The sequence below is a fragment of the Microbacterium sp. Y-01 genome, from assembly GCF_003856715.1.
Classification (GTDB): Bacteria; Actinomycetota; Actinomycetes; order Actinomycetales; family Microbacteriaceae; genus Microbacterium; species Microbacterium algeriense.
Window position 1 is genome coordinate 3,071,261 of the sequence record NZ_CP024170.1, and the last position, 24,990, is coordinate 3,096,250.

The following is a 24,990-nucleotide window of genomic DNA, read 5'->3' on the forward strand; positions in this document are numbered from 1 at the left end:
AGGCCTGGCCGACACTCAGCCGCGCGCGCGGCCTCGGATCGCCTTGATGGCCATCTGCACCGCGATCACGACGAGGTATGCCGCGAACAGCATGTTGCCGAGCGTCGGGTCGACGATCGTCGCCAACCACGCTCCGAGCGCCGTCGTCGTGCACGCGGAGACGCCGATGAGCAGCGCAGCGAGCAGGTCCACGTTGCGGTTGCGGACGTTGCCCACCGTCCCGGAGATCGCCGTCGGGATCATCATCAGCAGGGAGGTGCCCTTGGCGACCAGGTCGCTCGTGCCGAAGGCCAGCATCAGCACCGGGACGACGATCACTCCCCCGCCGACGCCGATGAGCCCGGCAAGGATGCCCGTGCCGATGCCGACGGCGACGAGCGCGACACCGGTCAGCCATGTGAGCTCGAAGGCGGCGTCACGAGAGGGGATCACCAGGAACAGGCTGACGATCACGACCAGCAGGAAGCCGACGAAGCCCCAACGCAGCGCGGTCTGCGAGATGCGTGGCAGCAGCCGTGTGCCGATCTGCGCGCCGACCACGGCGCCCGCGGCGAGGATGATCGCCGGTATCCAGGCCACCGAGCCGGTCGTCGCGTACGAGATGACGCCGACGCTGGCCGTCGGGACGATCGCCGCGAGGGAGGTCCCGGCCGCGAGGCGCTGATCGAAGTGCAGCAGGAGCACGAGCAGCGGGACGATGACCGTGCCGCCGCCGACCCCGAAGAGCCCGGAGAGGAGACCGGCGAGCAGACCGATCCCGATGAAGGCGATGTAGGCACGAGGCCCTCGTGCGGGGGCCTGGACGTCGCTCACCGGATCAGCCTACTCGCGGCCTCCTCTCCTCTCGAATCAGACCTCCGAATCCGCCTTGATCGGCACCGCGATCGACTCGGTCAGCGCCTGCTCGTATCGGCGCTGCCGACGCCGCAGCCACAGTCCGCCGACGATCAGCAGCGCGAGCACGCCGTACGCGATGGCGGCGAACGGCTGCATGACCAGCGTGCTGAGGTCTCCCTGGCTCAGCTGCAGCGCCTTGCGCAGCTGCTCCTCGGCCATCGGCCCGAGGATCATGCCGACCACCAGCGGCGCCACGGGGTAGCCGTACCGGCGCATGAAGTAGCCGAGGATGCCGACGATCAGCAGGATCACGATGTCCGACGGCGAGCTGTGCAGCGCGTACGCCCCGAAAGCGGCGAACAGCAGGATCCCCGCATACAGGTACGGCCGCGGGATCTGCAGCAGCTTCACCCACATCCCCACCAGCGGCAGGTTCAGCACGATCAGGATGACGTTGCCGATGTAGAGGCTCGCGATGAGCGCCCACACCAGGTTCGACTGGCTCTCGAACAGCAGCGGACCCGGCTGGATGCCGTACGACTGGAACGCCGTCAGGATGATCGCCGCGGTCGCGGTCGTCGGCAGGCCGAGGGTCAGCAGCGGCACCAGCACACCGGCGGCCGCCGCGTTGTTCGCCGACTCCGGACCCGCCACGCCCTCGATCGCACCGCGACCGAACTCGTCCCGGTGCTTCGACAGCTTCCGCTCGGTCGCGTAGGACAGGAAGGTCGCCACATCCGCGCCACCGGCGGGGATCGTCCCGATCGGGAACCCGATCGCGGTGCCCCGCAGCCAGGGCTTCCACGACCGCCGCCAGTCCGCCTTCGTCATCCAGGAGCGCCACCCGCGGGTGACCGGGATGACGTCGACACCGCCGTGCCGAAGGCGGGCGGCGATGTAGAAGGTCTCCCCGACCGCGAACAGGCCGACTGCGACCAGGACGATGTCGACGCCGTCGGACAGAGCCGGCAGTCCCAGCGTGTAGCGCTGCTGTCCGGAGAGCCAGTCGGTGCCGACGAGTCCGAGGAACAGACCCACCCCGAGCGAGAGCATCCCCCTCGAGATGGAGCTGCCGATCAGCGCCCCGACCGTGATGAAGGCGATCACGATGAGGGCGACGTAGTCCGCCGGACCCAGGTTCACCGCGAACTGCGCGAGCAGCGGCGCCAGCAGCGTCAACCCGAGCGTCGCCAGGGTGCCGGCGATGAACGACCCGATGGCCGCGGTGGCGAGGGCGGCGGCTCCGCGCCCGAGTCTGGCCATCTTGTTGCCCTCGATCGCCGTGACGATCGAGGCCGACTCCCCCGGCGTGTTCAGGAGGATGCTCGTGGTCGAGCCGCCGTACATGCCGCCGTAGTAGATACCCGCGAAGGTGATCAGCGCGGCGGCAGGATCGAGCGTGTAGGTGAGGGGAAGCAGCAGCGCCACGGTCATGGCGGGGCCGATTCCGGGGAGCACGCCGACCGCGGTGCCGACGAAGACGCCGAGGAACGCGAACGCGAGGTACTGCGGCTGCAGCGCGGTGGCGAATCCCTCCAGGAGCAGAGTCCAGCTGTCCATCAGAACATCCTTCCGAGCCAGCCGAGAGCAGGCCCCCACGGCAGCGACAAGCCGAGCAGGCCGCCGAAGACGACCTGGATCACCAGCGCCACCGCGATCCCGATCAGGAACGCCATCCACCACCGCTTGGCGCCGAGCGACCAGGCGACGCCGCCGAACAGCAGCGCGGCCGCGGGCGCCCATCCCAGCGGCTCGATCAGGAACAGGTGCGCGACGACGAGGCCGGCCAGTTTCGCGAGGGTGATCCAGTCGGTCGGGAGCGACTCGTCGATGTCCTCCGCTTCCTCCGCACCGCCGCGCTCCCCGCGCAGCACGCCGATCAGCACCGCCACGGCCGAGGCGAGGAGGATGACGGAGACGAAGATCGGGAAGACCGTGGGGCCGGCCTTCATGCCGACCGGGACATGGATCAGGAAGATGCCGACGACGGCGAAGACGCCGAGCGCGACCATGATTCCGGCGAACACGAGCTCGCCGACGGGGACGGAGGTCGAGCGGCGTGCGGGCCGACCGTCATGGCCGGCCCGCATCCCCTGCTCCTCGGTCCCCGGCGAGGCGGGGACCGTCATGTCACTGCACCAGGCCGATGTTCTTCAGCGTCGCGGTGACCTCTTCGATGTTCCCGGTGAGGAACTCGTCGAAGTCCGCGCCGACGAGGAATGCGTCGGTCCAGCCCTTGGTGTCGAGCTGCTCGGTCCACGCCTCCGACTCGTGCAGTTCGGTGATCACGCGCACCAGCTCCTCCTTCTCCCCGTCGGAGATGCCGCCAGGGGCGATGACACCACGCCAGTTGGTGAGGACCACGTCGTAGCCCTCTTCTGTGATGGTCGGGACGTCCGGCAGCTGCGGCACCTGCTCCTCGCTGGAGACGGCGAGCGCACGGAGCGCACCGCTCTCGATGTGCTGCGCGAACTCGCCGACCCCCGAGATCCCGGCCGAGACCTTCCCGCCGATGAGCAGCGGCACGGCCTCACCCCCGCCCGAGTTCGGGGTGTAGTTCAGCTTCTCGGCGATCTCCGCGCCGTCCAGCCCCGCCTCCTCGAGCATGAGCCCCGCGAGGATGTGGTCGGCGCCGCCGGCGGAGCCTCCGGTGATCGTGACCGACTGGCCGTTGTCGGCGATGTCCTCCACGAGGTCCTCGAGGGTGTCGTAGTCCGAATCGGCGGGCACGACGACGACGAGCGGCTCGTCGGTGAGACGGGCGATGGGCGTGGTGTCCTCGATCCGCACGGCGGAGGCGTTCGTCTCGACGGCCCCCACCATGACGAGCCCCATGACCATGAGGGTGTTCGGGTCCTTTTCGTTGGCGAGCTGCGCCAGCCCGACGGTGCCTCCGGCTCCGCCCACGTTCGTCACGGGCGCCGAGCTCACCAGGTCGTCCTCGGTGAGCACCTGGGAGAGGGCGCGGCCGGTCTGGTCCCATCCCCCGCCGGGGTCGGCCGGGACGACGATCGAGACGTCGGTGACGGTCGTGGCTTCGGCCTCGCCCCCGCCGGCATCCGTCGCTGCGCCGCCTCCGGCGCATGAGGTCAGGGTGAGGGCCGCGACGGCCGTCAGTGCGACCAGGGCTCCGATGCGTGCGTTCTTCATGTGCGCTCCTCCTTGAGCGTTCGTGAATGCTGTCGCTCCACCCTGGAAGGCGACGCCCTGCCGCTCAAGCTTCGGAAACCATTGGTCGCAGTTACGGAACTATTGGTCGCGAGCACCTCTCTCCCCGGCTCGCGCACGGCACGACCAGGGGCGAGAATGAGCAGGTGGCCTCGAAGATGACGCTGCGCGTGCAGTTGCTCGTGCTGCAAGCGCTGATCGTGTTCCTGGTGACCCTCGCGACCGGCATCGTGGCCGGTACGTTCCAGGAGCAGGCGCTCCGCGAGGCGTACAAGGATCGGATGCAGGCCGTCGCCCAGTCCATCGCCGCGCTCCCCGTCGTGCAGTCCGCGTTCGATGATCCCGATCCGGCGGCGGCCATCCAGCCGATCGCCGAGGTCATCCGTGAAGCGTCCGACCTCGCCTACGTCGTCGTGGCCAACGAGGAGGGCATCCGCTACTCCCACCCGAACCCGGCGCGCATCGGCGAGAAGGTCTCCACCGACCCGTCGATCCCCTTGTCCGGCGAGATCTACGTCGGCACCCAGACGGGCACCCTCGGCACGTCCTGGCGGGTCAAGGTGCCGATCCGCGACGACGACGGCGCGGTCATCGGCACGGCATCCGTGGGCATTCTGGAATCCGAGCTGAACGAGGAGTTCACGTCCAACCTCGTCTGGCTCATCTCGGCCATGCTCGCCGCCGCCGTCCTGGGTGTCTTCGGCTCTGCGTGGGTGACCTCGATCATCCGACGCCGCATCTACCGGCTCGAGCCTCACCAGATCGCGGCGCTGGTGAAGAACCAGGAGACCACCCTGCACGGGCTCAGCGAGGGTGTCATCACGGTGGACGACGCGGGACGCATCACGCTCGTGAACGATGCGGCCGCGCGCTTCCTCGACAGAGACGCCGCGGATCTCGACGGTACGGCCGCTGCCGACGCACTGGGCGAAGAGCTGATGACCGTGCTGCGCGAGGGCGAGTCCGCGGGGCGCCCGGTGATCGTCGGATCCCACGTCCTGGTCGCCCGCAGCACCGGGAGCGAGGCGAAGGGCGGGGAGATCGGGGCGACGCTGCTCCTGCGGGATCACACCGAGCTCCATGACGTCGTGCGCCGAGTCGAGGCCGCTGATGCGATCATCGCGTTCCGACAGCGCCTGGGCATCCCGAAGGGCCTCAGCGCGGAGACTCTCGACCGGGTCTCGGTCGCTCTCGCCGCCCGCCCCGACGCCTCCGCGAGCGAGATCGGCGAAGACCTCGCGATATCGCGGGTGAGCGCCCGTCGGTACCTCGAACACCTCGCCTCGTCGGGCAGGGCGACGCGCACGCTCGACTATTCGACCCGGGGTCGCCCCAGCACGCGATACCGCATCAACGACGCCGTCTGACCGCCGGAAAACTGTGGGACTCGGTGCCGTTCTGTGCGACACTGGATCGCATTCGACGCCGATATCGACACCCCTGGATCGAAGGAGATCTCATGGTTCGCAGTACCTATCCCGACGTGGAGATCCCGGCGGTCTCCATCCACGAGTTCCTGTTCGGCGACCTGGATGACGCCGCCCTCGACACCGTCGCGCTCGTCGACGGCGCCAGCGGCGCGACCACCACCTACCGACAGCTGGTGGGCCAGATCCATCTGTTCGCCGGCGCACTCGCGGCCCGCGGGGTCGGCGTCGGCACGACGGTCGGCCTCCTGTGCCCGAACGTGCCCGCGTTCGCCACCGTGTTCCACGGCATCCTGCGCGCCGGGGCGACCGCCACCACCATCAACTCGCTCTACACCGCGGAGGAGATCGCGAACCAGCTCGCCGACGCCCAGGCGACCTGGCTCATCACGGTCTCCCCCCTGCTGCCCGGCGCGGAAGAAGCCGCCGCGAAGCGAGGGATCCCGGCGGACCACGTCATCGTGCTCGACGGCGCCGACGGCCACCCGTCGCTGCGGGATCTGCTCAGCGAAGGACACCCCGCCCCAGACGTCTCGTTCGACCCCGCGACCCACCTCGCGGTGCTCCCCTACTCCTCCGGCACCACAGGGCGTCCGAAGGGGGTGATGCTCACGCACCGCAACCTCGTCGCGAACGTGTCGCAGTGCCGGCCGGTGCTCGGCGTCGAGGCGGACGACCGCGTCCTGGCCGTGCTGCCGTTCTTCCACATCTACGGCATGACGGTGCTGCTCAACTTCGCCCTGCGTCAGCGTGCGGGACTCGTGACGATGCCGAAGTTCGACCTGCCCGAGTTCCTGCGCATCATCGCCGAGCACCGCACGACCTGGGTCTTCGTCGCCCCGCCGATCGCGGTCGCGCTGGCGAAGCATCCGATCGTCGACCAGTACGACCTCTCGTCCGTGAAGGTCGTCTTCTCCGGCGCGGCTCCGCTCGACGGCGCCCTGGCCTCTGCGGTGGCGAACCGACTCGGCTGCATCGTGACCCAGGGCTACGGCATGACCGAGACCAGTCCGGCCGTGAACCTCATCTCCGAGAAGCTCGGCGACATCGACCGGTCGAGCATCGGTCCGCTGGTGCCGAACACGGAGGCGCGGCTCGTCGACCCGGAGTCGGGCGCCGACGTGGAGGCCCCGGCCGGTGGAACGAGTGAGCCGGGCGAGCTCTGGGTGCGCGGACCGCAGGTGATGGTCGGCTATCTCAATCGCCCGGATGCCACCGCCGACATGCTCGACGCCGACGGCTGGCTGCACACCGGGGACGTCGCGACGGTCACGCACGACGGCATCTACCGGATCGTGGATCGCCTCAAGGAGCTCATCAAATACAAGGGCTACCAGGTCGCCCCCGCCGTGCTGGAGGCTGTGCTGCTGGAGCATCCCGCGATCGCCGACGCTGCCGTGATCGGGGCATTCGATGAAGACGGCCAGGAGGTGCCGAAGGCCTTCGTGGTGCGTCAGCCCGGTGCCGAGCTCGACGCCGACTCCGTCATGACGCACGTGGCAGGACGGGTCGCCCCGCACGAGAAGGTCCGCCAGGTCGAGTTCATCGACGCGATCCCGAAGTCCAGTTCGGGGAAGATCCTCCGCAAGGACCTCCGCGCCCGCTGACCCACCCCTGCCGACGATCCGCCGACCAACGGACGATCCCCCGACGACCCCGTGGCCTTTCGTCGGGGAATCGTCCGTCCGTCAGGGAAATCGTCCGGTCGGGGAATCGTCCGGTCGGGGAATCGTCCGGTCGGGGAATCGTCCGTCCGTCGGGGAAACGTCAGACGGGGAACGGCTGGGGACGACGAAGCCCGCCACCCCGGGTGGGGCGGCGGGCTTCGTTCTGAGCGGAGTCCTTACTCGGACTTCTTCTCGACAGCGTCCTCGGCGGCGGCCTCGGCGGCCTCGCCCTCGGCCTGCGACTCGGCGCCGGCGTCGGCGGACTCCTCGGCGGGAGCCTCCTCGGCGGGGGTCTCCTCGGCGGGGGTCTCCTCGGCAGGGGCCTCCTCGGCGGGCTTCTCGGCCTTGGGAGCCGCAGCAGCCTTCTTGGTCGACTTCGCCTTCGGGGTGACGGGCTCGAGGACGAGCTCGATCACGGCCATCGGGGCGTTGTCGCCCTTCCGGTTGCCGACCTTCGTGATGCGGGTGTAGCCACCCTCACGGTCGGCGACCAGCGGAGCGATCTCGGCGAAGAGCGTGTGCACGACTTCCTTGTCACCGATGACCGACAGCACGCGGCGGCGTGCGTGCAGGTCTCCGCGCTTGGCGAAGGTGATGAGGCGCTCGGCGAGCGGACGCAGGCGCTTGGCCTTGGTCTCGGTCGTCTTGATCGACTTGTGGGTGTACAGCGCAGCGGCGAGGTTGGCAAGCAGCAGGCGCTCGTGGGCGGGGCCGCCTCCGAGGCGGGGACCCTTAGTGGGCTTGGGCATAATCGTCTAACTCCTGGTCAGAAAGGTCGGGTATCAGAAGGACTCGTCTTCGCTGCCGCCGTAGAAGTGGGCGCCGTCGAAACCGGGCACCGAATCCTTGAGCGACAGACCGAGCGAGATGAGCTTGTCGCGCACCTCGTCGACCGACTTCTGGCCGAAATTGCGGATGTTCATGAGCTGCGTCTCCGACAGGGCGACGAGCTCGGAAACAGTGTTGATGCCCTCACGCTTCAGGCAGTTGTACGAGCGGACCGACAGGTCGAGGTCCTCGATCGGCATCGACAGCTCGCTGGAGTTCACAGCCTCCACCGGCGCCGGGCCGATCTCGATGCCCTCGGCCTCGACGTTCAGCTCGCGGGCGAGACCGAACAGCTCGGTGAGCGTCTTGGCAGCCGAGGCGACGGCGTCGCGGGGGCTGATCGCCGACTTGGTCTCGACGTCGAGGACGAGCTTGTCGAAGTCGGTGCGCTCCCCGGCACGGGTCGCGTCGACGCGGTAGCTGACCTTGAGGACCGGCGAGTAGATCGAGTCGATCGGGATCTGACCGGCCTCGGCGTACTCGTTGCGGTTCTGCGTTGCCGAGACGTAGCCGCGGCCACGCTCGATCGTCAGCTCGAGCTCGAACTTGGCGGTGTCGTTGAGCGTCGCGATGACGAGCTCGGGGTTGTGCACCTCGACACCGGCCGGAGCCGAGATGTCGGCGGCGGTCACTTCACCGGCACCGGTCTTGCGCAGGTACGCGGTGATGGGCTCGTCGCGCTCGCTCGAGACGACGAGCTGCTTGATGTTGAGGATGATCTCGGTGACATCCTCCTTCACGCCGGGGATGGTGCTGAACTCGTGCAGCACGCCGTCGATGCGAACGCTGGTGACAGCAGCACCGGGGATCGACGACAGCAGGCTGCGGCGCAGCGCGTTGCCGATCGTGTAACCGAAGCCGGGCTCCAGAGGCTCGATGATGAACCGGCTCCGGTTCTCGACGATCTTTTCCTCGGTCAGTGTGGGACGCTGTGCAATAAGCACTCTGTGTTCCTTTCGATCACATGCCCGCTATATGACATGTGGTGGGGTGAGGTCTTGAGTTGTGGAAGTCGATGCCCGCACGCGGGCGTCGAGCCGCTCGACCCGAAGGGCGAGCGGCTCGACACGCGAATCAGACGCGGCGACGCTTCGGCGGGCGGCAGCCGTTGTGCGCCTGCGGGGTGACGTCCTGGATCGAGCCGACCTCGAGGCCTGCGGCCTGGAGCGAGCGGATCGCGGTCTCGCGGCCGGAGCCCGGACCCTTCACGAGGACGTCGACCTTCTTGACGCCGTGCTCCGCGGCCTGGCGGGCAGCGGACTCCGCTGCCATGCCGGCGGCGTACGGGGTCGACTTGCGGGAGCCCTTGAAGCCCACGCCACCCGACGATGCCCAGGCGATGACGGCGCCGGACGGGTCGGTGATCGAGACGATGGTGTTGTTGAACGTCGACTTGATGTGGGCCTGGCCCAGCGCGATGTTCTTCTTTTCCTTGCGGCGCGGCTTGCGCGCGGCGGCCTTGGGTGCAGCCATGAAAGTGTTCTCCTAGTCCCTGGGGCCGCGCTTAGCGGGCCTTCTTCTTGCCTGCGACGGTGCGCTTCGGGCCCTTGCGGGTACGGGCGTTGGTCTTGGTGCGCTGACCACGGACCGGGAGACCACGACGGTGGCGGATGCCCTCGTAGGAGCCGATCTCGACCTTGCGGCGGATGTCTGCTGCAACCTCGCGGCGCAGGTCACCCTCCACCTTGTAGTTGCCTTCGATGTGGTCGCGGAGGGCGATCAGCTGGTCGTCGCTGAGGTCCTTCACGCGGATGCTCTCGTCGATGTCCGTCGCCTTGAGGATCTCGACCGAGCGGGTACGGCCAACGCCGTAGATGTAGGTAAGGGCGATCACCACGCGCTTGTCGCGCGGGATGTCAACGCCGGCAAGACGTGCCATGCGGTTCTCCTGGGTTTTGTGGAGGTGTGGAGCAGGATCGGTGCCCGGGCCTCCGCCCCGAGGTGTCAGCTCCGCGTCGTCCGACAGTGGGAGAACCTGGGTTCCTGAGCCTGTCGGAGGATCGAAGCGTCTGATCCTGCCGTTTCATATTGAGTTGTGAGATTGCGTGAGCGGCTTCACGCAGCGGGGGCGATCAGCCCTGGCGCTGCTTGTGACGCGGGTTGCTCTTGCAGATCACCATGACGCGGCCGTGACGGCGGATCACCTTGCAGTGATCGCAGATGGGCTTGACGCTGGGGTTGACCTTCATGATGTTTCCTGTTCGCTGTCTTCGTACCGCCCCGAGGGGCAGGCCGTTACTTCTCGACCGATCAGCGGTAGCGGTAGACGATACGGCCGCGGGTCAGGTCGTAGGGGCTGAGCTCCACGACCACACGGTCCTCGGGGATGATACGGATGTAGTTCTGCCGCATCTTGCCGGAGATCGTTGCAAGGACCTTGTGCCCGTTGCTGAGCTCAACACGGAACATCGCGTTGGGCAGAGCCTCGGAGATCACTCCTTCGATCTCGATGACACCGTCTTTCTTAGCCATAGCCTCGCTGACGCTTCTGCAGACCGGTCGATCTGCGGTGGGTGGGTGGTGTGGTGCCGAACCGATCGGACACGCCGAATCAAGGCACAAGGCACCAAAGATCTATGTTAGACGCTTCGGAGCCATCCGGCAACTCGGCCGCCGGGGCGGCGGGCCGCTGTCAGCTGATGAGGTCGGTGAACTTCTTCATGTCGGCCTGGTCCTGCAGATTCAGCCGCTCACCGTTGATGTCGATCGTGGGCGTGCCGCCGATCTCGTGCTGCTTCGCCTGCGCGACGCCGAACTTGCGGTACGTCTCGTCGGTGATGCAGGAGACGGCGTCGTCAGCGCCCACCTGCGTGGCGAAGTCGGCGAGCTGGTCGGTGGTCAGACCGGAGGAGTTCTCCTCGGGCTGGTTCTCGAAGAGCACCTTCGCGTAGTCGAGGTACAGGTCGGGGTTCGACTCCGCGACGCACACCGCGGCTCCGGCCGAGCGCGAGGAGTACTCGGTGCCCTGGGAGTAACGGTCGAGGATGGCGATGGGGTGGTACTCGAGCGTGATGCGTCCGTCTGCGGCTGCCGCCTCCAGCTGCGCGCCGAACTGCTGCTCGAAGCTGTTGCAGATCGGGCACTGGAAGTCGACGAAGACGGCGACCGTGTCCTCACCGTCGCCGAAGGTGATCGCGCCGGTCTCGGAGTTGAAGGTGTCGTTGGCCTTGGGGGTCGCACCGGGCGACGTGGCCTGGTTGTTGAGGAACACCACGAGTCCGCCGATCGCCACCAGCACCACGACCACGGCGATGGAGACGCCGATCGCGAACCAGTTGGTGTTGCTCTTCGCCGCTGCCATTACTTTCCGATCTCTCGAGGCTCGACCCCGAACGGGGCGAGTCCGGCTCTTCCGCCATCGGGCGCGGTGAGCACCCAGATACCCCCATCATGCAGGGCGACGCTATGTTCCCAATGAGAGCCGTCCGTGCCGTCGACCGTGGTGACGGTCCAGTCGTCGTCCTCGACGAACGTGGCCTCTCCCCCGGCCGTGACCATGGGCTCGATCGCGAGCACGAGACCGGGCTTCACATCCTCGCCGCGGTCCGGAGTCCGATAGTTGAAGACGCTGGGCGCCTCGTGCATCTTGCGGCCGATGCCGTGGCCGACGTACTCGCGGAGGATGCCGTAGGGCTCGCCGGAGACGGCCGATGGTCCCTGCGCCTCGATGTAGTCCTGGATCGCGGCGCCGATCTCGTCGATCGACGACGCGGAGGCCATCGCGGCGATTCCCGCCCACATGGAGCCCTCGGTGACGCGCGAGAGCTCCTCGCGACGTGCGACGACCTCCGGGCGCTCCGGGTCGGGGACGACGACCGTGATGGCGCTGTCACCGTTCCAGCCGTGGAACTGCGCTCCGCAGTCGACGGAGACGATGTCGCCCGGCTGGAGGACGCGCTCCCCCGGGATCCCGTGGACGACCTGCTCGTTCACGGAGATGCAGGTGGTGTGGCTATAGCCGCGCACCAGCTGGAAGTTGGACTCCGCGCCACGCGCGAGGATCGTACGGTTCGCCACCGTGTCGAGCTCGAGCGTCGTCACGCCGGCCTTGATCAGCGGCCGCACGGCCTCCAGGGCCGCGGCCGTGATGAGCCCCGGCTCGACCATGGCTCGCAGCTGAGCGGGCGTCTTGTAGATCGACCGGCGGAACATCTCAGGCGGCGGAGACGGGACGGCGCAGGCCCCGCGCGGCGAGGGCGGCGTCGATGCGGGCCGTGATCTCGTCGAGCGAGCCGACGCCGTCGATGCGGTCGACGATGCCCTTGGCCCCGTAGACCTCGAGGATCGGCGCGGTCTCGCGCTCGTAGATGTCGAGACGGTGGCCGATGGCCTCCGGGGTGTCGTCGGAGCGGCCCTGCTCGGTCGCCCGGCGCGTCAGACGCTCCAGGCTCTCCTCGCGAGGCACGTCGAGCAGGATGACGGCGTCGAGCGCCTCGCCCCGCTCCCCGAGGAAGGCCTCGAGGTGCTCGACCTGCGCCGTGTTGCGCGGGTATCCGTCGAGCAGGAAGCCCTGTGCCGCGTCGTCCTGCGACAGACGGTCACGCACGATCTCGCTGGTCAGCTCGTCGGGGACAAGGTCGCCCTTGTCGAGGATGGCCGTGACCTGCTGGCCGAGCGGCGTCCCCTCCTTGATGTTCGCGCGGAAGATGTCGCCGGTCGAGACCACAGGGATGCCGTAGGACTCGGCGATGCGCACACCCTGGGTGCCCTTGCCGGAGCCCTGCGGGCCGACGATGAGCAGACGCGCAGCGGGACGGTGGCCGTCGACGGCCTCGGGAACCGGGGTGGATGCTGTCATCGGAGGAGCCCTTCGTAGTGACGCTGCTGCAGCTGTGCATCGATCTGCTTGACGGTCTCGAGACCGACACCCACGATGATGAGGATCGATGCGCCACCGAACGGGAAGTTCTGGTTCGCGCCGACCGTGGCGAGAGCGATGAGCGGGATGAGCGCGATCAGGCCCAGGTACAGCGAGCCGGGAAGCGTGATGCGCGTGAGGACGTAATCGAGGTATTCGGCCGTCGGGCGTCCGGCGCGGATGCCCGGGATGAAGCCGCCGTACTTCTTCATGTTGTCGGCGACCTCGACGGGGTTGAACGTGATCGCGACGTAGAAGTAGGTGAACCCGATGATCAGCAGGAAGTACGCCGCCATGTAGATGGGGCTGTTGCCCGTGGTGAAGTTCGCGCTGACCCAGGTGACCCACGCGGCCGGGGTCGACCCGTCCTGCGGGGTGTTGAACTGCGCGATGAGCGCGGGGATGTACAGCAGCGACGAGGCGAAGATCACGGGGATCACACCGGCCATGTTCACCTTGATCGGGATGTACGTGTTGGTGCCCCCGTAGGTGCGGCGACCGACCATCCGCTTGGCGTACTGGACGGGGATCCGTCGCTGCGATTGCTCGACGAAGACGACGAGTCCCATCACGACGATGCCGACCAGGAGCACGAGCAGGAAGACCTCGAAGCCCTTCGTCTGCCAGATGAGGCCCATGGCGCCGGGGAACGTGGCGGCGATGGAGGTGAAGATGAGCAGGGACATGCCGTTGCCGATGCCGCGCTCGGTGACGAGCTCGGCGAACCACATGATGAGGCCGGTACCGGCGGTCATCGCCATGATGATGAGCACCTGCGCCCACCAGACGTCGTTGGTCAGGAGCTGCTGGCAGGCGGCGAGATCTGTCGACCCGAACAGCTGACCGCTCCGCGCGACCGTGACGAGCGTCGTCGACTGGAGCAGGGCGAGGGCGATCGTCAGGTAGCGGGTGTACTGGGTCAGGCGGGCCTGACCGGCCTGGCCTTCCTTGTGCAGCGCTTCGAAGTGCGGGATGACGACGCGGAGGAGCTGCGTGATGATCGTCGCCGTGATGTACGGCATGACGCCGAGCGCGAAGATCGACAGCTGCAGCAGCGCGCCGCCGGAGAACAGGTTGACCAGTCCGAGGAGCCCATCGGTGCCCGCGTTGGCCGCGAGACACTGCTCGACGTTCGGGAAGTTCACGAAGGGAGCCGGCACGTTGGAGCCGAGTCGGTAGATCGCGACGATGGCGAGGGTGAAACCGATCTTCCGACGCAGGTCGGGCGTGCGGAAGATCCGCGCGATGGCGCTAAACAAGGACGTTCCTCCTGAAAAGGTTGCCGGTTCCCGAAGGACGGCTGAAAGACCAGGGTAACGCAAACCAGGGTTCCCGGAATTCGTCACCGATACCAGGCCCGCCGGATGCGGCCCCAGAGCGAGGTCTCGGAGAATGAAACCACAAGAGGGGCCGGAGAATCTCCGACCCCTCTTGCACAGCGGTTACTTGACGGATCCGCCGGCCGCGACGATCTTCTGCTCGGCAGAACCCGAGACCTTGTCGACCGAAACGGTGAGCTTCACGGCGATGTCGCCGTTTCCGAGAACCTTGACCTTCTCGTTCTTGCGAACGGCACCCTTGGCGACCAGGTCGCCGATGGTGACGTCGCCACCCTGCGGGTACAGCTCCGCGAGCTTCTCCAGGTTCACGACCTGGTACTCCACGCGGAACGGGTTCTTGAACCCGCGCAGCTTCGGGGTGCGCATGTGCAGCGGCATCTGCCCACCCTCGAAGCCGACGCGAACGGTGTTGCGCGCCTTGGTGCCCTTGGTACCACGACCGGCGGTCTTGCCCTTCGAGCCCTCACCACGGCCGACGCGAGTCTTGGCGGTGTTGGCCCCCGGGACGGGACGCAGGTGGTGCACCTTCAGCACGCCGGGACGGGACGCCGGGGCATCCTTCTTCGGCGCAGCCTTCTTGGCGGCGGGCTTGGCGACAGAGTCGGCCTTGGCGTCGGAGGCCGCGGTCTTGGCCGGTGCCTTCTTCGCGGCGGGCTTCTTCTCCGCGGTCTTCTTCTCGGCGGCAGCCTTGGGAGCAGCAGCCTTCTTCGGGGCCTTCTCAGCCTCGACGGCCTCGTTCTTCTCGGCCATTAGTCGATCTCCTCAACCTTGACGAGGTGGGCGACGGTCTTGACGTAACCGCGCGTCTGCGCGTCGTCGGGGCGGACGGTGGTGTCACCGATCCGCTTGAGACCGAGGCTGCGCAGCGTGTCGCGCTGGTTCTGCTTCTCGCTCACCTTGGACTTGATCTGCGTGACCTTCAGTCGCGCGGCCATCAGGCACCTACCTTCTGTGCGGCGATGGCGTCAGCCTCGGCGCGGACGAGCCGCGCCGGAGCGACCTGGTCGAACTCGAGGCCACGACGTGCGGCGACCGCACGGGGCTCCTCGAGCTGCTTCAGGGCGGTGACCGTCGCGTGCACGATGTTGATCGTGTTCGACGAGCCGAGCGACTTCGACAGCACGTCGTGGATACCGGCGCACTCGAGCACGGCGCGGACCGGACCACCGGCGATGACACCGGTACCGGCAGCGGCCGGACGGAGCAGGACCACACCGGCGGCGGCCTCACCCTGCACGGGGTGCGGGATGGTGCTGCCGACGCGCGGAACGCGGAAGAAGTTGCGCTTGGCCTCTTCGACACCCTTCGAGATCGCCAGGGGGACCTCGCGGGCCTTGCCGTAGCCGACGCCGACCAGACCGTTGCCGTCACCGACGACCACGAGGGCGGTGAAGCTGAAGCGACGACCACCCTTCACGACCTTCGAGACGCGGTTGATGGTGACGACGCGCTCCAGGAACTGGTTGTCGCCGCGGTCACGAGAGTTGCGGTCACGACCGCCACCCTGGTTGCGGTCGCCACGGCCGCCGCGGCGGCCGTCACGCGAGTCGCGAGCCGGCTCGGCCTGCGTGGTGCCGGCGGCCGTCTCGGAAGTGGCAGCTGCCGCTTCGGTCACTTCGTTCTCCTTGTTGTCACTCACAGTGCCAGACCCCCCTCGCGGGCGCCGTCGGCGATGGCGGCGACACGACCTGCGTAGCGGTTGCCGCCACGGTCGAACACTGCCTCGGAAACGCCGGCAGCCTTCGCACGCTCGGCGAGGAGCTCGCCGACCTTGCGGGCCTTGGCGGTCTTGTCACCCTCGAGCGAGCGCAGGTCGGTCTCGAGCGTCGAAGCCGACGCGACGGTGTGACCCTTGCTGTCGTCGACCAGCTGCACGAAGACGTGGCGGGCCGAGCGGTTGACGACGAGACGCGGACGCGCCTCGGTGCCGACGACCTTCTTGCGAAGGCGGGCGTGACGACGCGCGCGGGCGTCAGACTTTGACTTGAGAGCCATGGTTACTTACCACTCTTTCCGGCCTTGCGACGCACGTTCTCGCCGGCGTAGCGCACACCCTTGCCCTTGTACGGCTCGGGCTTGCGGATCTTGCGGATGTTGGCAGCTGCCTCGCCGACAGCCTGCTTGTCGATCCCGCTGACGGTGAGCTTGGTGGTGCCCTCGACCGTGAGCGTGATGCCGGCGGGCGGGTCGATCAGGACCGGGTGCGAGAAGCCGAGGGCGAACTCGACCGAGCTGCCCTTCTGCTGCACGCGGTAACCGGTGCCGACGACCTCGAGACCCTTGGTGTAGCCCTGGGTCACGCCGATGATGTTGTTGTTGATGAGCGTGCGGGTCAGGCCGTGAAGCGACCGCGACTCGCGCTCGTCGTCGGGGCGGGAGACCAGAACCTGGTTCTCCTCGACCGCGACCTCGATGGGGCTGGCCACCGTGAGGGTGAGCTCACCCTTGGGGCCCTTCACCGCGACCTCACGGCCGTTGACCGTAACGGTCACGCCCGCGGGAACGTCGATGGGAAGTCGTCCGATTCGAGACATTTCGAATTACCACACGTAGGCGAGAACTTCTCCGCCCACGCCCTTCTGCTCTGCCTGACGGTCGGTGAGGAGACCGGAGGAGGTGGACAGGATGGCCACGCCGAGGCCGCCGAGGACCGTGGGAAGCTCGGTGGACTTCGCGTACACGCGGAGACCGGGCTTGGACACGCGCTTGATGCCGGCGATGGACCGCTCACGGTTCGGGCCGTACTTCAGCGTCAGCGTCAGGTTCTTCCCGACGCGGGCGTCGGTGGTCTCCCAGCCGGCGATGTAGCCCTCCTGCTGGAGGATCTGGGCGATGTTCGTCTTCAGCTTGCTCGACGGCAGGGTCACGGAATCGTGGTGCGCCGAGTTCGCGTTGCGCAGACGGGTCAGCAGATCTGCGACCGGGTCTGTCATTGTCATTGTTGTTTTCCTTTGTTCATGAGGTTCCGGCTGCCGTTACACGACAGACGGCCTGCGATGACACGCAATTTTCAATTGTACGTGCTCTGAGACGATGCTTCGACAGGCTCAGCGACCCAGAGGGGCCGATCAGCAGCCCAGCGGGCCACTCAGCAACCCATGGGTCCCTGAGCCTGTCGAAGGGTTACGCCTGTGCGTCTTCCGAGCGGAACGGGAAGCCGAGGTGGCGGAGCAGGGCCCGACCCTCGTCATCCGTCTTCGCGGTGGTGACGACGGTGATGTCGAAACCGCGAACCCGGTCGATCTTGTCCTGATCGATCTCGTGGAACACGCTCTGCTCCTGGAGACCGAAGGTGTAGTTGCCGTTGCCGTCGAACTGCTTGGCCGAGAGACCGCGGAAGTCGCGGATACGGGGCAGTGCGAGCGAGACGAGGCGATCCACGAACTCCCACGCGCGGTCACCGCGGAGGGTGACGTGCGCGCCGATGGCCTGACCCTCGCGCAGCTTGAACTGCGCGATGGACTTGCGAGCCTTCGTGACGATCGGCTTCTGGCCGGTGATCTTGGTGAGGTCGTCGACCGCGCCATCGATCACCTTGCTGTCGCGAGCTGCCTCGCCGACACCGGTGTTCACGACGACCTTGACCAGTCCGGGGATCTGCATGACGTTCGCGTAACCGAACTCTTCCTGCATCGCCTTCTTGATCTCGGTGTTGTACTTCTGCTTCAGGCGCGGCTGGATCTTGCCAGCCGGCGCGGCAGTGTCGGTGCTCATCAGAGGTCCTTACCGCTCTTCTTCGCGTAGCGCACGCGGACGGTGCGCTTCACGCCGTCCTTCGTCTGCTCCTCGACCCGGTGGCCGACCTTGGTCGGCTTCTTGGTCGAGGGGTCGACGAGTGCGACGTTCGAGATGTGGATGGAGGCTTCGACGGTCTCGAGGCCTCCGGTCTTGGTGCCACGCTGCGTCTGGCCGACGCGGGTGTGCTTGGTGACGTAGTTCACGCCTTCGACGATGACGCGGTTCTTGTCGGCGAGGACATCGAGGACCTTGCCCTGCTTGCCGCGGTCGCCGCCACGCTCCTGCGTCGCACCGGTGATGACCTGAACCAGGTCACCCTTCTTGATCTTCGCCATGATTAGATGACCTCCGGCGCCAGCGAGACGATCTTCATGAACTTCTTGTCGCGAAGCTCACGACCGACCGGCCCGAAGATACGGGTGCCACGGGGCTCCCCGTCGTTCTTCAGGATCACTGCGGCGTTCTCGTCGAACTTGATGTAGGAGCCGTCCGGACGACGGACCTCCTTCTTGGTGCGGACGATGACCGCCTTGACGACGTCGCCCTTCTTCACGTTGCCACCGGGGATCGCGTCCTTGACGGTCGCGACGATCGTGTCGCCGAGGCCCGCGTAACGACGCTTCGAGCCACCGAGGACACGGATGGTGAGCAGCTCCTTGGCGCCGGTGTTGTCGGCGACCTTGAGTCGGGATTCCTGCTGAATCACTTGGCCTTCTCCAGAATCTCCACCAGGCGCCAGCGCTTCGTGGCGCTCAGCGGGCGGGTCTCGTTGATCAGGACCAGGTCGCCGATGCCGGCGGAGTTCGCCTCATCGTGCGCCTTGACCTTCGAGGTGCGGCGGATGACCTTGCCGTAAAGCGGGTGCTTCACGCGGTCCTCGACCTCGACCACGATGGTCTTGTCCATCTTGTCGCTGACGACGTAGCCGCGACGTGCCTTGCGGTAGCCGCGGGCAGCGGTGTCGCGGACGTCGTGCTCGGACGACTCGTGTCCTGCGGCCTGCGTCTCCACAGTCGCTTCCTTCTTCGTGGCCATCACTCAGCCTCTTCCTTCGCGGCGTCGTCGGCGGAGTCCGCCTTCTTCGCCTTCGACTTGGTCGCCTTCTTCGCGGGAGCCTCGACCGGAGCGGGCGTCGCACGGATGCCCAGCTCGCGCTCGCGGATCACCGTGTAGAGACGCGCGATGTCGCGCTTGACGGCGCGGATGCGGCCGTGGCTCTCCAGCTGGCCGGTGGCCGACTGGAAACGGAGGTTGAACAGCTCCTCCTTGGCCTTGCGCAGCTCCTCGACGAGGCGCTGGTCTTCGAATGTGTCGAGCTCTGCCGGAGCGAGCTCCTTGGTGCCGATCGCCATTACGCGTCGCCCTCCTCGCGCTTGATGATGCGTGCCTTGAGCGGCAGCTTGTGAATTGCTCGGGTCAGGGCCTCGCGAGCGAGCTGCTCGTCGACACCCGCGACCTCGAAGAGGACGCGGCCCGGCTTGACGTTGGCGACCCACCACTCGGGGGAACCCTTACCGGAACCCATGCGGGTCTCAGCAGGCTTCTTGGTGAGGGGACGGTCGGGGTAGATGTTGATCCACACCTTTCCACCACGCTTGATGTGACGGGTCATCGCGATACGAGCGGACTCGATCTGACGGTTCGTCACGTAAGCGGGGGTGAGGGCCTGGATACCGTACTCGCCGAAGGAGACCTTCGTGCCGCCGGTGGCCTGACCCGAGCGACCCGGGTGGTGCTGCTTACGGAACTTGACCTTACGGGGGATGAGCATTATGCCGACGCTCCTTCTGCGACAGGTGCCTCATTGCGCGGGGCACGGCGGCGGTCGCCACCACGGTCGTCACGACGAGCCTTGGGCGCGTTGGCCTGCTCGCGAGCGAGCTCCTTCGCGGTCAGGTCGCCCTTGTAGATCCAGACCTTCACGCCGATGCGGCCGAAGGTGGTCTTCGCCTCGTAGAAGCCGTAGTCGATGTTCGCGCGCAGCGTGTGCAGCGGCACACGACCCTCGCGGTAGAACTCCGAGCGGCTCATCTCGGCGCCGCCGAGGCGGCCGGAGACCTGGATGCGGATGCCCTTGGCGCCGGCGCGCTGAGCGCCCTGCAGACCCTTGCGCATCGCACGACGGAACGCCACGCGAGCAGAGAGCTGCTCGGCGATGCCCTGTGCGACCAGCTGAGCGTCGGCCTCGGGGTTCTTGACCTCGAGGATGTTCAGCTGGATCTGCTTGCCCGAGAGCTTCTCGAGGTCGCCGCGGATGCGCTCGGCCTCGGCTCCACGACGACCGATCACGATGCCCGGACGGGCGGTGTGGATGTCGACGCGGACGCGGTCACGGGTGCGCTCGATCTCGATGTTCGAGACACCGGCGCGGTCGAGCTGCGTCTTGAGCAGGTTGCGGATCTTGATGTCCTCGGCCACGTAGTCGGCGTAACGCTGACCCGGCTTCGTCGAGTCGGAGAACCAACGCGAGACGTGGTCCGTCGTGATGCCGAGGCGGAAGCCGTACGGGTTTACCTTCTGTCCCATTACTTGCTCGCCTTCTTGTTGCTGTCGCCCGCGGCGGCCGGAGCCGTCTCAGGCGTCGAGAGCACGACCGTGATGTGGCTCGTGCGCTTCTTGATCTGGAAAGCGCGACCCTGTGCACGGGGCTGGAAACGCTTGAGCGTCGTGCCCTCGTCCACGTACGCGTTCTTCACGTACAGGTCCTGCTCGTCGAGGTACTCGCCGTCACGATCCGCCTTGACCTGCGCGTTGGCCATGGCCGACGCGACAAGCTTGTAGATCGGCTCGCTCGCGCTCTGCTGCGCGAACTTGAGGATCGCGAGAGCCTCCTGGGCCTGCTTGCCCTTGATGAGCGCGACGACACGACGAGCCTTCTGCGGGGTCACGCGGATGTGCTTCACGCGTGCGATCGATTCGACCATTAGCGGCGCCGCCCCTTCTTGTCGTCCTTCTCGTGGCCGCGGAAGGTGCGGGTGGGCGCGAACTCGCCCAGCTTGTGACCGACCATGGTCTCGGACACGAACACAGGGATGTGCTTGCGTCCGTCGTGGACCGCGATCGTGTGACCCAGCATGGCCGGGATGATCATGGACCGACGGGACCAGGTCTTGATGACGTTCTTGGTGCCGGCTTCGTTCTGCACGACCACCTTGCGAAGCAGGTGCTCGTCGACGAAGGGGCCCTTCTTAAGACTGCGAGGCATCTTCTCTTACTCCTACTTGCGCTTCTTGCCGGCGTTACGACGACGCACGATGTACTTGTCGCTTTCCTTGTTGGCGTGACGGGTGCGACCCTCAGCCTGACCCCACGGGGAGACGGGGTGACGTCCACCGGACGTCTTGCCCTCACCACCACCGTGCGGGTGGTCGACCGGGTTCATCGCGACACCACGCACGGTCGGGCGGACGCCCTTCCAGCGCATGCGGCCGGCCTTGCCCCAGTTGATGTTCGACTGCTCGGCGTTGCCGACCTCGCCGATGGTCGCGCGGCAGCGCGCATCGACGTTGCGGATCTCGCCCGAGGGCAGACGCAGCTGGGCGTAGGGGCCGTCCTTGGCGACGAGACGGACGGAGGCACCGGCCGAACGCGCCATCTTCGCGCCGCCACCGGGGCGGAGCTCGATCGCGTGGATCACGGTACCGGTGGGGATGTTCTTCAGCGGGAGGTTGTTGCCCGGCTTGATGTCAGCCCCGGCACCCGACTCGACGATGTCGCCCTGCTTCAGCTTCGCCGGAGCGAGGATGTAGCGCTTCTCACCGTCGAAGTAGTGCAGCAGCGCGATGCGCGCGGTGCGGTTGGGGTCGTACTCGATGTGAGCGACCTTGGCGTTCACGCCGTCCTTGTCATTGCGACGGAAGTCGATGACACGGTACTGGCGCTTGTGGCCACCACCGATGTGACGGGTCGTGATGCGTCCCTGGTTGTTGCGACCACCGGTCTTCGAGAGCGGGCGCAGCAGCGACTTCTCCGGCGTCGATCGGGTGATCTCGGCGAAGTCAGCCACCGACGAGCCGCGGCGGCCCGGGGTCGTGGGCTTGTACTTGCGAATTGCCATGATTGTCCTTATCCCCCGGATCAGCCGATTGCCGTGAAGATGTCGATGGTGCCCGACTTCAGGGTGACGATGGCGCGCTTGGTGTCCTTGCGCTTGCCGGTGCCGAAGCGGGTGCGACGAGCCTTGCCGACGCGGTTGAGCGTGTTGACGGACGCGACCTTGACGCCGAAGATCTTCTCGATGGCGAGCTTGATCTCGGTCTTCGAAGCGCGGGGGTCGACGAGGAAGGTGTACTTGCCCTCATCGATGAGCCCGTAGCTCTTCTCGGACACGACCGGCTTCAGGATGATGTCGCGCGGGTCCTTGTTCAGGGCTGTCTGGAGAACAGATGCCTGCTCGCTCATGCGGAGACCTCCTGGTTGGCGCCGGACTTGGAGGCGATGAAGCCCTCGAGCGCGGCCTGGGTGAAGACGATGTCGTCGGAGACGAGCACGTCGTATGCGTTGAGCTGGTCGAACGACAGCAGGTGCACGTTGGTGAGGTTGCGCAGGCTCTTGAGCGCGAGCTCGTCGCCGCGCTCGATCACCACGAGGACGTTCTTCGACGTGGCGACCTGTGCGAGGAAGCCCGCAGCGGCCTTGGTCGAAGGGGCGCCATCGGTGCCGAACGTGTCGATCGCGTGCAGGCGGTCTCCGCGGAAGCGGTCGCTGAGCGCGCCCAGCAGGGCGGCGGCGATCATCTTCTTGGGGGTGCGCTGCGAGTAGTCACGCGGCTTCGGGCCGTGGACGATGCCACCACCGGTCATGTGCGGCGCGCGGATGGAACCCTGACGGGCGTTACCCGTGCCCTTCTGCTTGAAGGGCTTGCGGCCGGCACCGGAGACCTCGCCACGACGCTTGGTCGAGTGCGTGCCCTGGCGAGCCGCCGCGAGCTGCGCGACGACGACCTGGTGGATCAGCGGGATGTTCGTCTTGACGTCGAACAGCGCGGCGGGAAGCTCGATCGAGCCAGCCTTCTTGCCGTCTGCCTTGAGGACGTCGAGCGCGAGAGTCGAGTCAGCCATGATCAGGCACCCTTCACTGCGTTGCGGACGTAGACGATGCGGCCGCGAGCACCGGGGACGGCGCCCTTGACGAGCATGAGTCCCTTCTCGATGTCGATGGCGTGCACCGTGAGGTTGAGGACGGTCACGCGCTCGCCACCCATACGGCCGGCCATGCGCATGCCCTTGAAGACGCGGCTCGGGGTCGACGATGCGCCGATGGAGCCGGGCTTGCGGTGGTTGCGGTGCGAACCGTGCGATGCCGAGACGCCCTTGAAGTTGTGGCGCTTCATGACACCGGCGAAGCCCTTGCCCTTGCTCGTGCCGACGACGTCGACGAGCTGGCCCGCTTCGAAGGTTCCGTCGACCGTGAGCTCCTGGCCCAGGGTGTAGTCGCCGGCGTCCGCGGTGCGGATCTCGGTGACGTGACGGCGCGGCGTGACGCCGGCTGCCTCGAAGTGAGCGGAGAGCGGCTTGTTCACCTTGCGGGGGTCGATCTGGCCGTACGCGATCTGCACGGCGTTGTAGCCGTCCTTCTCGGGCGTGCGGACCTGGGTGACCACGTTGGGCGCCAGCTCGATCACGGTGACGGGAACCAGCTTGCCGTTCTCGTTCCAGACCTGGGTCATGCCAAGCTTCGTGCCGAGCATGCCCTTGGAAATCTTGGAGTTGATGTCAACCATGGCGGACCTCAGAGCTTGATCTCGATGTTGACATCGGCAGGCAGGTCGAGACGCATCAGCGAGTCGACGGCCTTGGGCGTCGGGTCGACGATGTCGATCAGACGCTTGTGGGTGCGCATCTCGAAGTGCTCGCGGCTGTCCTTGTACTTGTGCGGCGACCGGATGACGCACACGACGTTCTTCTCGGTCGGAAGGGGCACGGGTCCGACGACGGTCGCACCCGCACGGGTCACGGTGTCGACGATCTTGCGTGCGGACGTGTCGATGACCTCGTGGTCATACGACTTCAGGCGAATGCGGATCTTCTGTCCCGCCATTGTCTGCTCTCTCTCTTTAGGCGTCTTACCGTCCGGGACCGGGTGGCCCTGGGGCATTGGACGCACGTCGGCGCTGTTCGCGCCTCGGCACTCGCCTTCTCGGACTCGCGACCTCTCGGTCCCTGAGCCTGTCGAAGGGCTGCACCACTGTTCTCATGTCAGCCGGACGCCGTGAAGCGACCGGATGCCGACCCTCCGCCGCGCACGGCAGAACCCTTCATGAAGAGGGGTGTCGGGGTGTTGTTCTGCTACCCGCGGCCTAGAACCCTGCACCATCCCGGAGGAAGTACCGTCTATGCACTGCCCTGGCAGTGATCCGGCGCACGCACAGCGGCGACGGAATATCGAACCTGTCTATTCTGCCATGACGGATTTCACTTCCGCAAACCCGGGCGTGTCGCGCTTGGCTCAGAGCCCTCGACACCGCTCCTGGTCAGCTCAGAACGACGGTGAGAGCGGGGCGAGGCATCCCCATGCCTCGCCCCGCTTGGGGAGGGCGTTCAGTGCGAGGGGGCACACCGAACGCGAGCAGCTCGGCGTGAAGGGACGCCGAACTCCTCGACCGAGGGCGCGGCGGAAGAAGACCCGCCGCGCAGGCAGGGAGACGCTCAGGCGCACAGAGTGCGCGCGTCGCACGATGATCCCCAAGATCGTCATTCCCCAGTTTTGTACGCGGAACACCGCGTGCTTCGGGAAACCGAACCCCTTCGGCTTCCCCGACCGCAAGATCCCCAGGCGGTCGACATGATCCTACTCGATGCATCCGTGGATCCGCCACACCGTGGGCCTGCCGCCCGGCACTCCCCCGCACGCAGAGAAGCGGCGGTCCCCCTCGATACGGGTGACCGCCGCTCTCAGCGGATGCTCGTCGTCCTACTCGTTGCCGACAGCCTTGTCGGCACTCTCGCGGATCTCGTCGATCTTGTCCGCGGCGCCCGGGGCGATCTTCTTGGCGAAGTCCGCGACCCCGTCCAGCACCTTGTCGCTGATGTCCTCGGCCTGCTCGCTCTTGACGGCTTCGGCGAGCTTGTCCTTGTTCTGCTCGTACAGGTCCTTGCCCTTGTTGACGGCGTCCTCGACACCCATGA

The 24,990-nt window shown here is 66.9% G+C and carries 37 protein-coding genes; 2 read left to right on the top strand and 35 right to left on the bottom strand.

What is annotated here, in order from left to right; genetic code table 11:
- Positions 1-15: 15 nt before the first annotated feature.
- The 4 genes from CSX12_RS14690 to CSX12_RS14705 are packed head-to-tail and all read right to left on the bottom strand — an operon-like array spanning position 16 to position 3,987.
- Entirely contained in the window at positions 16-813 is a 798-nt protein-coding gene (locus tag CSX12_RS14690) for a sulfite exporter TauE/SafE family protein (protein WP_017201558.1), read from the bottom strand.
- Between the two features lie 36 nt (positions 814-849).
- Positions 850-2,397 (bottom strand): tripartite tricarboxylate transporter permease, encoded by a 1,548-nt coding sequence (locus CSX12_RS14695; RefSeq protein ID WP_017201559.1) that lies wholly within the window; start codon positions 2,395-2,397, stop codon positions 850-852.
- Entirely contained in the window at positions 2,397-2,966 is a 570-nt protein-coding gene (locus CSX12_RS14700; protein WP_225855737.1) for a tripartite tricarboxylate transporter TctB family protein, read from the bottom strand. The genes CSX12_RS14695 and CSX12_RS14700 overlap by 1 nt, the downstream gene beginning before the upstream one ends.
- Before the next feature lies 1 nt (position 2,967).
- Positions 2,968-3,987 (bottom strand): tripartite tricarboxylate transporter substrate-binding protein, encoded by a 1,020-nt coding sequence (locus CSX12_RS14705; RefSeq protein WP_124896277.1) that lies wholly within the window; start codon positions 3,985-3,987, stop codon positions 2,968-2,970.
- A 164-nt stretch (positions 3,988-4,151) separates the two neighbouring features.
- Between CSX12_RS14705 and CSX12_RS14710 the strand changes: the two genes are divergently transcribed.
- On the top strand, positions 4,152-5,372 hold the full coding sequence (locus tag CSX12_RS14710) for a PAS domain-containing protein (protein WP_124896278.1): 1,221 nt from the start codon (positions 4,152-4,154) through the stop codon (positions 5,370-5,372).
- A 92-nt stretch (positions 5,373-5,464) separates the two neighbouring features.
- On the top strand, positions 5,465-7,039 hold the full coding sequence (locus tag CSX12_RS14715) for an AMP-binding protein (protein WP_124896279.1): 1,575 nt from the start codon (positions 5,465-5,467) through the stop codon (positions 7,037-7,039).
- A 236-nt stretch (positions 7,040-7,275) separates the two neighbouring features.
- Here CSX12_RS14715 and rplQ read toward each other — a convergent pair whose 3' ends face one another.
- From rplQ to CSX12_RS14870, 31 genes are all read right to left on the bottom strand, one after another.
- Complete coding sequence (gene rplQ, locus CSX12_RS14720; protein ID WP_124896280.1) at positions 7,276-7,848, bottom strand: 50S ribosomal protein L17; 573 nt, start codon at positions 7,846-7,848, stop codon at positions 7,276-7,278.
- Positions 7,849-7,881: 33 nt separating this feature from the next.
- Complete coding sequence (locus CSX12_RS14725) at positions 7,882-8,871, bottom strand: DNA-directed RNA polymerase subunit alpha (RefSeq protein ID WP_017201565.1); 990 nt, start codon at positions 8,869-8,871, stop codon at positions 7,882-7,884.
- A 130-nt stretch (positions 8,872-9,001) separates the two neighbouring features.
- Positions 9,002-9,400, bottom strand: coding sequence for a 30S ribosomal protein S11 (rpsK, locus tag CSX12_RS14730; RefSeq protein ID WP_017829189.1), 399 nt, complete (start codon positions 9,398-9,400; stop codon positions 9,002-9,004).
- Between the two features lie 31 nt (positions 9,401-9,431).
- Complete coding sequence (gene rpsM / locus CSX12_RS14735; protein ID WP_017201568.1) at positions 9,432-9,806, bottom strand: 30S ribosomal protein S13; 375 nt, start codon at positions 9,804-9,806, stop codon at positions 9,432-9,434.
- Positions 9,807-9,999: 193 nt separating this feature from the next.
- The gene (gene rpmJ, locus CSX12_RS14740; protein WP_005050492.1) at positions 10,000-10,116 is read right to left on the bottom strand and encodes a 50S ribosomal protein L36; all 117 of its coding nucleotides are present in this window, start codon (positions 10,114-10,116) and stop codon (positions 10,000-10,002) included.
- A gap of 61 nt (positions 10,117-10,177) precedes the next feature.
- Positions 10,178-10,399, bottom strand: coding sequence for a translation initiation factor IF-1 (gene infA / locus CSX12_RS14745; protein ID WP_017201569.1), 222 nt, complete (start codon positions 10,397-10,399; stop codon positions 10,178-10,180).
- Between the two features lie 160 nt (positions 10,400-10,559).
- On the bottom strand, positions 10,560-11,228 hold the full coding sequence (locus tag CSX12_RS14750) for a thioredoxin domain-containing protein (protein WP_124896281.1): 669 nt from the start codon (positions 11,226-11,228) through the stop codon (positions 10,560-10,562).
- Positions 11,228-12,079, bottom strand: coding sequence for a type I methionyl aminopeptidase (map, locus tag CSX12_RS14755; RefSeq protein WP_124896282.1), 852 nt, complete (start codon positions 12,077-12,079; stop codon positions 11,228-11,230). Before map ends, CSX12_RS14750 begins: the two co-directional genes overlap by 1 nt.
- Before the next feature lies 1 nt (position 12,080).
- Positions 12,081-12,725 carry an adenylate kinase gene (locus CSX12_RS14760; RefSeq protein ID WP_017201572.1) on the bottom strand — a complete coding sequence of 215 codons (645 nt, stop codon included), beginning with the start codon at positions 12,723-12,725 and terminating at the stop codon, positions 12,081-12,083.
- Entirely contained in the window at positions 12,722-14,044 is a 1,323-nt protein-coding gene (secY, locus tag CSX12_RS14765; protein ID WP_017201573.1) for a preprotein translocase subunit SecY, read from the bottom strand. The genes CSX12_RS14760 and secY overlap by 4 nt, the downstream gene beginning before the upstream one ends.
- Before the next feature lie 183 nt (positions 14,045-14,227).
- Positions 14,228-14,875 carry a 50S ribosomal protein L15 gene (gene rplO, locus CSX12_RS14770; protein WP_017201574.1) on the bottom strand — a complete coding sequence of 216 codons (648 nt, stop codon included), beginning with the start codon at positions 14,873-14,875 and terminating at the stop codon, positions 14,228-14,230.
- Positions 14,875-15,060, bottom strand: coding sequence for a 50S ribosomal protein L30 (rpmD, locus tag CSX12_RS14775; RefSeq protein WP_017201575.1), 186 nt, complete (start codon positions 15,058-15,060; stop codon positions 14,875-14,877). The genes rplO and rpmD overlap by 1 nt, the downstream gene beginning before the upstream one ends.
- On the bottom strand, positions 15,060-15,740 hold the full coding sequence (rpsE, locus tag CSX12_RS14780) for a 30S ribosomal protein S5 (RefSeq protein ID WP_269430495.1): 681 nt from the start codon (positions 15,738-15,740) through the stop codon (positions 15,060-15,062). Before rpsE ends, rpmD begins: the two co-directional genes overlap by 1 nt.
- A gap of 20 nt (positions 15,741-15,760) precedes the next feature.
- Positions 15,761-16,120, bottom strand: coding sequence for a 50S ribosomal protein L18 (gene rplR, locus CSX12_RS14785; protein WP_017201578.1), 360 nt, complete (start codon positions 16,118-16,120; stop codon positions 15,761-15,763).
- A 2-nt stretch (positions 16,121-16,122) separates the two neighbouring features.
- Positions 16,123-16,659 carry a 50S ribosomal protein L6 gene (gene rplF, locus CSX12_RS14790; RefSeq protein WP_124896283.1) on the bottom strand — a complete coding sequence of 179 codons (537 nt, stop codon included), beginning with the start codon at positions 16,657-16,659 and terminating at the stop codon, positions 16,123-16,125.
- Positions 16,660-16,665: 6 nt separating this feature from the next.
- Positions 16,666-17,064, bottom strand: a complete 399-nt coding sequence (gene rpsH / locus CSX12_RS14795) for a 30S ribosomal protein S8 (protein WP_017201580.1) — start codon at positions 17,062-17,064, stop codon at positions 16,666-16,668.
- Between the two features lie 184 nt (positions 17,065-17,248).
- Positions 17,249-17,839, bottom strand: a complete 591-nt coding sequence (gene rplE / locus CSX12_RS14800; protein WP_017201581.1) for a 50S ribosomal protein L5 — start codon at positions 17,837-17,839, stop codon at positions 17,249-17,251.
- Positions 17,839-18,198, bottom strand: a complete 360-nt coding sequence (rplX, locus tag CSX12_RS14805; protein ID WP_017201582.1) for a 50S ribosomal protein L24 — start codon at positions 18,196-18,198, stop codon at positions 17,839-17,841. Before rplX ends, rplE begins: the two co-directional genes overlap by 1 nt.
- Before the next feature lie 2 nt (positions 18,199-18,200).
- Positions 18,201-18,569, bottom strand: a complete 369-nt coding sequence (gene rplN, locus CSX12_RS14810) for a 50S ribosomal protein L14 (RefSeq protein WP_017201583.1) — start codon at positions 18,567-18,569, stop codon at positions 18,201-18,203.
- Positions 18,566-18,898, bottom strand: a complete 333-nt coding sequence (gene rpsQ, locus CSX12_RS18865; RefSeq protein ID WP_017201584.1) for a 30S ribosomal protein S17 — start codon at positions 18,896-18,898, stop codon at positions 18,566-18,568. The genes rplN and rpsQ overlap by 4 nt, the downstream gene beginning before the upstream one ends.
- Entirely contained in the window at positions 18,898-19,215 is a 318-nt protein-coding gene (gene rpmC, locus CSX12_RS18870; RefSeq protein ID WP_124896284.1) for a 50S ribosomal protein L29, read from the bottom strand. Before rpmC ends, rpsQ begins: the two co-directional genes overlap by 1 nt.
- The gene (gene rplP / locus CSX12_RS14825; protein WP_017201586.1) at positions 19,215-19,634 is read right to left on the bottom strand and encodes a 50S ribosomal protein L16; all 420 of its coding nucleotides are present in this window, start codon (positions 19,632-19,634) and stop codon (positions 19,215-19,217) included. The genes rpmC and rplP overlap by 1 nt, the downstream gene beginning before the upstream one ends.
- Positions 19,634-20,389: a 30S ribosomal protein S3 gene (rpsC, locus tag CSX12_RS14830; RefSeq protein WP_017201587.1), complete on the bottom strand. Its 756-nt coding sequence runs from the start codon at positions 20,387-20,389 to the stop codon at positions 19,634-19,636. The genes rplP and rpsC overlap by 1 nt, the downstream gene beginning before the upstream one ends.
- Entirely contained in the window at positions 20,389-20,787 is a 399-nt protein-coding gene (rplV, locus tag CSX12_RS14835) for a 50S ribosomal protein L22 (protein WP_017201588.1), read from the bottom strand. The genes rpsC and rplV overlap by 1 nt, the downstream gene beginning before the upstream one ends.
- Complete coding sequence (gene rpsS / locus CSX12_RS14840; RefSeq protein WP_017201589.1) at positions 20,787-21,068, bottom strand: 30S ribosomal protein S19; 282 nt, start codon at positions 21,066-21,068, stop codon at positions 20,787-20,789. Before rpsS ends, rplV begins: the two co-directional genes overlap by 1 nt.
- Positions 21,069-21,080: 12 nt before the next feature.
- Positions 21,081-21,920 carry a 50S ribosomal protein L2 gene (gene rplB, locus CSX12_RS14845; protein WP_017201590.1) on the bottom strand — a complete coding sequence of 280 codons (840 nt, stop codon included), beginning with the start codon at positions 21,918-21,920 and terminating at the stop codon, positions 21,081-21,083.
- Between the two features lie 20 nt (positions 21,921-21,940).
- Positions 21,941-22,264: a 50S ribosomal protein L23 gene (gene rplW, locus CSX12_RS14850; protein ID WP_017201591.1), complete on the bottom strand. Its 324-nt coding sequence runs from the start codon at positions 22,262-22,264 to the stop codon at positions 21,941-21,943.
- Positions 22,261-22,923, bottom strand: a complete 663-nt coding sequence (gene rplD, locus CSX12_RS14855) for a 50S ribosomal protein L4 (RefSeq protein ID WP_017201592.1) — start codon at positions 22,921-22,923, stop codon at positions 22,261-22,263. Before rplD ends, rplW begins: the two co-directional genes overlap by 4 nt.
- 2 nt (positions 22,924-22,925) lie before the next feature.
- Positions 22,926-23,585, bottom strand: coding sequence for a 50S ribosomal protein L3 (gene rplC, locus CSX12_RS14860; protein ID WP_017201593.1), 660 nt, complete (start codon positions 23,583-23,585; stop codon positions 22,926-22,928).
- 8 nt (positions 23,586-23,593) lie between these two features.
- Entirely contained in the window at positions 23,594-23,902 is a 309-nt protein-coding gene (gene rpsJ / locus CSX12_RS14865) for a 30S ribosomal protein S10 (protein WP_017201594.1), read from the bottom strand.
- Positions 23,903-24,775: 873 nt separating this feature from the next.
- Positions 24,776-24,988 carry a hypothetical protein gene (locus tag CSX12_RS14870; protein ID WP_124896285.1) on the bottom strand — a complete coding sequence of 71 codons (213 nt, stop codon included), beginning with the start codon at positions 24,986-24,988 and terminating at the stop codon, positions 24,776-24,778.
- Positions 24,989-24,990: the final 2 nt, after the last annotated feature.